At 66.8% G+C, this 7,544-nt stretch carries 8 protein-coding genes; 2 read left to right on the top strand and 6 right to left on the bottom strand.

Annotated features, from left to right (window positions below; all coding sequences use genetic code 11):
• Positions 1–213: 213 nt before the first annotated feature.
• Both VEG08_03695 and VEG08_03700 read right to left on the bottom strand, forming a co-directional pair.
• A complete protein-coding gene (locus VEG08_03695; GenBank protein HXZ27085.1) occupies positions 214–501 on the bottom strand; it encodes a hypothetical protein in 288 nt (95 codons plus the stop codon).
• A gap of 44 nt (positions 502–545) precedes the next feature.
• Positions 546–1,739, bottom strand: a complete 1,194-nt coding sequence (locus tag VEG08_03700; GenBank protein HXZ27086.1) for a D-alanine--D-alanine ligase family protein — start codon at positions 1,737–1,739, stop codon at positions 546–548.
• A gap of 127 nt (positions 1,740–1,866) precedes the next feature.
• On the opposite strand from VEG08_03700, the gene VEG08_03705 reads away from it, so the two are divergent.
• Both VEG08_03705 and VEG08_03710 read left to right on the top strand, forming a co-directional pair.
• Positions 1,867–2,505 carry an RDD family protein gene (locus VEG08_03705; protein ID HXZ27087.1) on the top strand — a complete coding sequence of 213 codons (639 nt, stop codon included), beginning with the start codon at positions 1,867–1,869 and terminating at the stop codon, positions 2,503–2,505.
• An 83-nt stretch (positions 2,506–2,588) separates the two neighbouring features.
• The gene (locus VEG08_03710; GenBank protein ID HXZ27088.1) at positions 2,589–3,212 is read left to right on the top strand and encodes a hypothetical protein; all 624 of its coding nucleotides are present in this window, start codon (positions 2,589–2,591) and stop codon (positions 3,210–3,212) included.
• Positions 3,213–3,217: 5 nt separating this feature from the next.
• Here VEG08_03710 and rocF read toward each other — a convergent pair whose 3' ends face one another.
• From rocF to ggt, 4 genes are all read right to left on the bottom strand, one after another.
• Positions 3,218–4,165 carry an arginase gene (rocF, locus tag VEG08_03715; protein HXZ27089.1) on the bottom strand — a complete coding sequence of 316 codons (948 nt, stop codon included), beginning with the start codon at positions 4,163–4,165 and terminating at the stop codon, positions 3,218–3,220.
• A 70-nt stretch (positions 4,166–4,235) separates the two neighbouring features.
• Positions 4,236–5,561 carry an asparagine--tRNA ligase gene (gene asnS / locus VEG08_03720; protein HXZ27090.1) on the bottom strand — a complete coding sequence of 442 codons (1,326 nt, stop codon included), beginning with the start codon at positions 5,559–5,561 and terminating at the stop codon, positions 4,236–4,238.
• Positions 5,562–5,563: 2 nt separating this feature from the next.
• On the bottom strand, positions 5,564–6,391 hold the full coding sequence (locus tag VEG08_03725; GenBank protein ID HXZ27091.1) for a sugar phosphate isomerase/epimerase family protein: 828 nt from the start codon (positions 6,389–6,391) through the stop codon (positions 5,564–5,566).
• Between the two features lie 11 nt (positions 6,392–6,402).
• A partial coding sequence (ggt, locus tag VEG08_03730) for a gamma-glutamyltransferase (GenBank protein HXZ27092.1) occupies positions 6,403–7,544 on the bottom strand: 1,142 nt, incomplete at its 5' end.

The following is a 7,544-nucleotide window of genomic DNA, read 5'->3' on the forward strand; positions in this document are numbered from 1 at the left end:
ATGCGGGCGCCAGCGATGCCTTCCTGGGCGAACTCGCGCACGGCCGCATCCAGGATGGCGGCGCGAGTCTGCTCGGGGCGGCCGCGGCTGCCGCGGCGGGCCGCTTTCTTCGGGATGGTGGCAAGCGGGGGCATGATTTAACTAACCGGTTAGTTAGATTAGCACAGGGCAGAGAAGGATTCAATTCTTGCAGAGGACACAATCGCGCTGCATCTAGCCCGCTGTCGGCTTCCTTCTCAGCAGGAGGCTGGCAGCGGCACCCAGGAAGGCCGCTTGAATGCCCGTGGCCAAGACCAGGACGATGTCGAAGAAGGTTGCCGCACGGAAGGTCCCGTAGGCAATCCGGTCGCCGGGAAAAACCAAAGCTGTGGCTGAAGAAGCAACGAGCATCCCCAGCCGATCTACGGACGCGAGCACCTTATAGATTGTCGGGCTTGGGGCAAAGCCGTAGACGGCAATGAATGACGCGGCGGCGCCCGTCCCAATCAGTCCAGCCCACAACGACCATCGTACGTGTCTGTTGACTCGCACGGGGGCTCCCTCCCCTAGCGGCTGTAGCGGTTCTTCTTCTTGTCGGCGTGGCGCTCCAGGCCGAGCTGGATGAGCCGGGCGATGAGCTCGGAGTACCCGATGCCGGTGGCCGCCCACAGCTTGGGGTACATGCTGATGGAGGTGAAGCCGGGCATGGTGTTGATCTCGTTGACGTAGATCTTCTTGCTCGCGGGATCCATCAGAAAATCCACGCGCGCCAGCCCCGAACAGTCCACGGCGCGGAAGGCGGCCACCGCCAGCTCCTGCACCTTCTTGGTCTGCGCGCGCGTGAGCTTGGCCGGGATGATCAGCTCCGAGCCCTCGTCCAGATACTTGGCAGCGTAGTCGTAGAACTCCTTGCCGGGGACGACCTCGCCCGGCACCGAGGCTTCGGGATCGTCGTTGCCCAGCACCGAGCACTCCAGCTCCCGCGCCTTGTGCTTCTTGCCACCCACGGCCTCCTCGACGATGAGCTTGCGGTCGTAGCGCGCGGCCTCGTCGAGCGAGGCGGCCAGTTCGTCCGGGCCGTGCGCCTTGGTGATGCCCACCGAGGAGCCCAGGTTGGCGGGCTTCACGAAGAGCGGGTAGCGAAGCTTCTTCTGGATCTCGCGGCGGACGCGCGCCGGGTCGCGCTCCCAGTCGCCACGCAGGAAGGTGAGGTGGCGGACGATGGACAGCCCGGCGGCGCGGAAGAGCTGCTTCATGACGTCCTTGTCCATGCCCGCGGCCGAGCCCAGCACGCCCGCGCCCACGTAGGCGATGTCGGCCAACTCCAGCAGGCCCTGGATGGTGCCGTCCTCGCCGAAGGTGCCGTGCAGTACCGGAAAGATGACGTCCACGTTGACCGCGCGTGCGGCGGGATGACTGTTGCTCTGGAAAGGGATGAGCGACTGGGAGTCGTCGGCGCCCGGCGCCGGGGGCACGGGCGGGACGATCACGCCTTGGCCCGAGGCCAGCAGCGCGGCTTCGGGAGTGGCGGCGGGATCGCCGGCGCGCAGGTGGCGCTCAGGGACGGCGGGCTTCTCGCCGCGCAGCAGCCGCTCGGCGTGCGCCGAGGTCAGCCAGCGCCCGTCCTTGGTGATGCCGATGGGGATGACTTCGTACCTGGACTTGTCGACGGCCTCGATGACCGAGGCCGCGGAGAGAAGAGAGACCTCGTGCTCGCCCGAACGCCCGCCGAACAACACGCCCACTCGCAGCTTCTTCATGCCGGCTCCCTGAGCAGTGTATCCAATCCGCCGCGAATGTGCTCACCCGGGATAGACACCGCGGGAGCGGCCGGGGTTGCCCGCAGCGGTTGACAAGCGGCTGGGGAAGTCCATAATAACCGCTCCTATGTCCGCGCCGACGCCAGCACCCGTTCCGCCGCCGTCGTTGTCCATGGGCGGCTACGCCCCTGAACCCGGCGCTTTGGTGGGCGTTCCTTTCTGGCCGCGCTTCGGAGCGCGCCTGCTCGACCTGCTGGTGCACTACGTGATCTCCTTCGGCGCCGGGGTGATCATCGGGATCTTCCTGGCCATCAGCGCCAGCCTGAACCACACGCCGCTGCAGCCGCTGATCGCCCGGACCACCTCGCTGTCGGCGCTGACCTTCATCGCCGCCATCCTGGGCGCCATGCTGTACCACGTGATCTCGGAGGGCGGGCACGGGAGCTCGCTGGGCAAGCTCGCCCTGGGCCTGGTAGTGCTGCAGGAGGACGGCACGCCCTGCCGCATGGGAGCGGCGCTGGTGCGCTCCCTGGCCTACTACGTGGACGCGCTCTTCTTCGGGATCATCGCTTACGTGGCCATGCAGAAGTCGCCGCTGCAGCAGCGCTACGGCGATCAGTGGGCGCACACGGTGGTGGTGCGGCGCTCCCAGGTCGCGCCCGAGCGCCTGCGCAGCAGCGGACGCTTCCTGGGCGTGCTCTTCCTGGCCGCGGCGGCCGACGCCGCCCTGCTCCTGCTGACCTACGCCATCAAGCTGGTGTCGTAGGGCCGGGACCTCGCCTGCCCAGGACTTCGCCCTGGGCTATTCCAATCGCCCTGCGGGCTGCCCCGGGGGTAGAATCCTCGGCCATGGCCCCCGACAATCGTTCGGCGGCAGAAGCCGGCAAGCAGTTCCTCATCCAGCGCGTACTCGAGCAGGCGCAGGAGGATGGCGTTTCTCTGTCGGGGCCGGAACGCTACATGCTGGACTTCTCAGAGGTCAACGGGCCTCCGCAAGACCCGGAGAAGGTGGCACAGTTCGATGAGCAATGCGATTCCGATGAATACGAAGAGAAGGTTGCCGGGCTGATCCGCGCCGCTTACCAGTCGGACAAGCGCCGGGGGCAGGAAGCGTCGTGGGCCCAGGCCCTCAAGGCGCTTTGCGGCGAAGACCACTACATTTTGGTGATGGTGAGGCAGGCAGGCCTCAAAGTCCCCTATTCACTGACGGGCGCAGGGCCGGATAAAAGCGGAGAGCTGGATGCCTTGGTGAGGACGGGAATCGCGATGCTCGCGCCGGGCCTCTTGTTTCTTGCTGGGCTGCTGGTGCTTATTGATCCCTGGGGATGGCGTCTCCTCGGCAGCGACACGCGCAAGCTGGTCTTCCTTGTCGCCTTGCTCGCGGCCGTCTACCTCCTATGGTCAACTCTCTTGAGGAAGCTGAGCACTCCTCCTCGATCAAACCAGAGCGATGGCAGGCCGGGCACGGGCTGACAGGTCTAGAGGATCTTCTTGCCGAACGCGGAGAGGGCGAGCTCCACGGCCAGGTCGGCGGTGCGGTTGTGCTCGTCGATGACGGGGTTGACCTCGACGATCTCGAACGAGGTCATGCGGCCGTGGTCGGCGATGATCTCCATGGCCAGGTGGCCTTCGCGGTAGGTAGCGCCGCCGCGCACCGGGGTACCCACCCCGGGGGCGTCCTCGGGATCGATCCAGTCCATGTCGAGGGAGACGTGGTAGCCGGCGGCGCCGCGTCCGGCCATGCGCAGCGCCTCTTCCATCACCGTGCGCATGCCGCGCTCGTCGATGTCGCGCATGGTGAAGACCTCCACCCCGGCCTTGCGCACGTTCTCCTTCTCGATCTGATCGATGTCGCGCACGCCCACCAGCACGCAATTGTCCGGAGCGACCTTGGGAGAGAAGCCGAAGAGGTTGGCCAGATCGGCGGGACCCAGTCCCATGATGGCGGCCAAAGGCATGCCGTGGACGTTGCCGCTGGGCGAGGACTCGGGGGTGTTGATGTCGGTATGGGCGTCGATCCAGAGCAAGCCGATCTTCTGCTGCTGGCGGCGATAGAACTCGGCCACGCCCGCCACCGTGCCCGCAGCGATGGAGTGGTCGCCGCCCAGCGCCACCGGCATCTTGCCCGCCTCCAGCGTCTTCAGCACCAGCTCGGCGTGCTTGGTGCAGGTGGCGGTGATCTCCTTGAGGTACTTGGCGTGCGGGTCGCCCTCCTTCTTCATCTCGGGGATAGCGACGGCGATGTTGCCGGCGTCCTCGACCTTGTGGCCGAGGGCCTCCAGGCGGGCCTCCAGCCCGGCCACCCGCACCGCCGAAGGGCCCATGTCCACGCCGCGGCGCGACTGGCCCAGGTCCAGCGGCACCCCGATCACCCGGATCTTCCGCGGGATGATGTTCGAAAAAGGAGTTGTCGTCGTCGTAGCCATGAGTCCTATCGGGTCATCGAATCATCGGGTCATCGGGTCATTTTGCCTTTTGCCTTCTGCCCTTTGCCTTTCATGGGTAGATCTTGTGCAGCATGCGGGCGAAGGGGATGGTCTCGCGCACGTGCTCCAGGCCGCAGATCCACGCCACGACCCGCTCGATGCCCATGCCGAAGCCGGCGTGCGGCACCCCGCCGTACTTGCGCAGGTCCAGATACCACCGGAAAGCGTCCTCGGGCAAGCCGTGCTCATGGATGCGCTGGAGCAGCTTCTCGTAAGAGCCCATGCGCTGCGAGCCCCCGATGATCTCGCCGTAGCCCTCGGGGGCGAGCACGTCCACGCACAGCGCCAGCTCGGGGCGCTGCGGGTCGGGCTCCATGTAAAACGCCTTCACCGCGGCGGGATAGCGGTGCACCATCACCGGCCGGTCGAACTTGGCGGAGAGATAGGTCTCGTCGGGAGAGCCCAGGTCGCCGCCCCACTCGAAACGGGTCTCCAGCTCGCCCTTGGCGTGGCCCTCCTGCAGCATCTTCACCGCGTCGTCATAGGTGAGGCGGGGGAAGGGCGGCTGCACCTTCTCCAGGACCGTGGTGTCGCGCTCCAAGGTCTTGAACTCGGCACGGCGCCGCTCCAGGCAGCGCTGCACGATGGAGCTGATGAACTGCTCCGCCAGTTGCATCAGGCCGTCGAGCTCCAGGAAGGCGACCTCGGGCTCCACCATCCAGAACTCGGTGAGGTGGCGGCGGGTCTTGGACTTCTCCGCGCGGAAGGTAGGCCCGAAAGAATAGACCTTGCCCAGGGCCATGGCCGTGGCCTCGATGTAGAGCTGGCCCGACTGGGTCAGGAAGGCGGGATCGCCGAAATAATCCACCGGGAAGAGGGTGCTGGTGCCCTCGCAGGCGGCGGGGGTGAGGATGGGGGGATCGGTGAGGGTGAAGCCGCGGTCGTCGAAGAAATCGCGGGCCGCCTTGATGATCTCGGCGCGCAGCCGCAGGATGGCGATCTGGCGCGGCGAGCGCACCCACAGGTGGCGGTGCTCCATCAGGAACTCGACCCCGTGCTCCTTGAGGGAGATGGGGAAGGCCTGGTCGTCGGGGACGCGCTGCACGATCTCAAGTTCATCCACGTCCAGCTCGTAGCCGCCGGGGGCGCGCCTGTCGGCGCGCACCTTGCCACGCACCACGACGCTGGACTCCTGGGTCAGGTTCTTGACCCGCTCGAAGACCTCCTCGGGCACGGCGTTCTTGGCCACCACGCCCTGGATGAAGCCGGTGCCGTCGCGGAAGATGGGGAAGAGCAGCTTGCCGCTCTCGCGCAGGTTGTAGAGCCATCCGCGCAGGGTGACGCGCTCGCTCTCGTGGCGGCCGACCTGCACGATGCTGGTGATGGGAGCGTCCATGGTCACTTCGCGGCGGCGGCGTTCTCCGCCACCTCCAGGCGGCGGAAGGCCGCGCCCATGCCTTCCAGGATGTTGCCCTTGCCCTCACCGTCGATCTCCATGAGCAGCGGGGGCCGATGGGGCGCGGAGGCCAGCAGGGCGACCGCCTGGCGCCAGTCGATGCCGCCGTCCCCCGGCCACAGGTGGGAGTCGCGGTCGCGCGCGTTATCGTGCACGTGGGTGGAGCGGATGTGCGGCTTGAGCGGCTCGAAGGCCCCGGCCACATCACTCATGATGTGCGCGTGCCCCACGTCAAAACACACCCCAAGGTCCTCGAAGTGCAGGGTCTGGATGTACTCCAGCAGCCGCTCCGGCGTGGACAGCTCATTGGGGATGTTCTCCACCAGCAGGCTGACGCCCAGGGGCTTGGCGAAAGCGCGCAGGTGTTCGAGCGAGGTCAGCCCGGCCTCGAACCTCTGCGGCGTGAACTCTTCCCCGCCCAGGCCCATGTGCTGGACCAGGAACTTGTAGGGGATCTCCTCCGCCACCTCGAGGCAGCGCTTGATCTCGTCCATGGCCTCGATGCGGCGGCGCTTGTCGGTGTCCACCGGGTTGATGGGGGGAGCGCCCGAGCGTCCCCACTCGTAGTCGCAGAACATGGGCGAGTGCATGGAGTGCAGGGGCACGCCGCTCTGGCGGAACCAGGAAGCGATCTCGCGCACGTGCGCCTTGTTGGAGTAATCGAAGTGGCCGCGGGCGGCGAAGATCTCAATGGCCTGGGCGCCGGCGCGCGCCAGCCCCTCCAGCAGCCCGGGATGCAGCCGCTCCTTCACGTAGACGTAAGTGGACATCGCCTTCTGCATCAGTAGCCCACCGGCTTTCCGTTGTTACGGGGATCGCTGGCGCCCAGCCGCTCCCCGGTGCGGAGATCGATGGCCACGCACTCGCCATCGCTCCAGTAATCATGGTGCTCGCCCTCGCTCTCGTAACCCTCGCGCAGCTTGTGACCCATGGCCTCGAGCAAGCGCACGGTATCGGGCGAGAGACCGTCCTCCTCATAGCTGATGGTGTCGGGCAGCCACTGGTGATGGAAGCGGGCTGCGTTCACGGCCTGCTGCACGTTCATGCCGTAGTCCACCATGTTGAGGATGATCTGGACCACAGTGGTGGGGATCCTGCCGCCGCCCGGCGAGCCCAGCACCAGAAAGAGCTTGCCGCCCTTGAGCACCATGGTGGGGGTCATGGAGGAGAGCGGGCGCTTGCGCCCGGCGATGGCGTTGGCGGAGCCCTGCACCAGGCCGAAGAGGTTGGGCGCGCCCGGCTTGGAGGCGAAGTCGTCCATCTCGTCGTTGAGCAGGAAGCCCAGGCCGGGGACGGTGACGCGCGAGCCGAAGCCGTCGTTCAGGGTGTAGGTCACGGCCACGGCCATGCCCTCGGCGTCCACGATGGAGAAATGGGTTGTGTCGGGCGACTCTTCCAGCGCGGGCTGTGGACGCAGCGCCGCCTCGCGGTCCAGCTTGTCGAAGACGTCGGGACGCTTGAGCTGCGCGCTGGGGGTGGCGTGGCGCGGGTCCAGCCCTTCGCGCCAAGCAGCGGCGTACCTCTTGTCGATGAGCTGCGCCACCGGCAGGGGGGTAAAGTCGGGATCGCCCAGGAACTCGGCGCGGTCGTAGTAAGCGCGGCGGAAGGCCTCGGCGGTCAAATGCACGGCCTCGGCCGAGCCCCAGCCCAGCTTGCCCAGGTTGTAGCCCTCGAGGATGTTCAGGATCTCGAGCACGTCGATGCCGCCGGAAGAGGGTGGCGGCGCGCTCAGGATCTCGTAGCCGCGGTAGCTGCCGTGCACCGGCTCGCGCAGCTTCACCTGGTAGTCGGCCAGGTCTTTCTGGGTGATCAGGCCGCCATTGTTCTGCAGGAAGGAAGCGATTTCGTGCGCCATGGCGCCTTTGTAGAAGTCGTCGGGGCTCTGGGCGATGCGTTCCAGGGTATGCGCCAGCTCGGGCTGGC

The organism is Terriglobales bacterium, from assembly GCA_035624475.1.
In the GTDB taxonomy this organism is placed as follows: domain Bacteria; phylum Acidobacteriota; class Terriglobia; order Terriglobales; family Acidobacteriaceae; genus DASPRL01.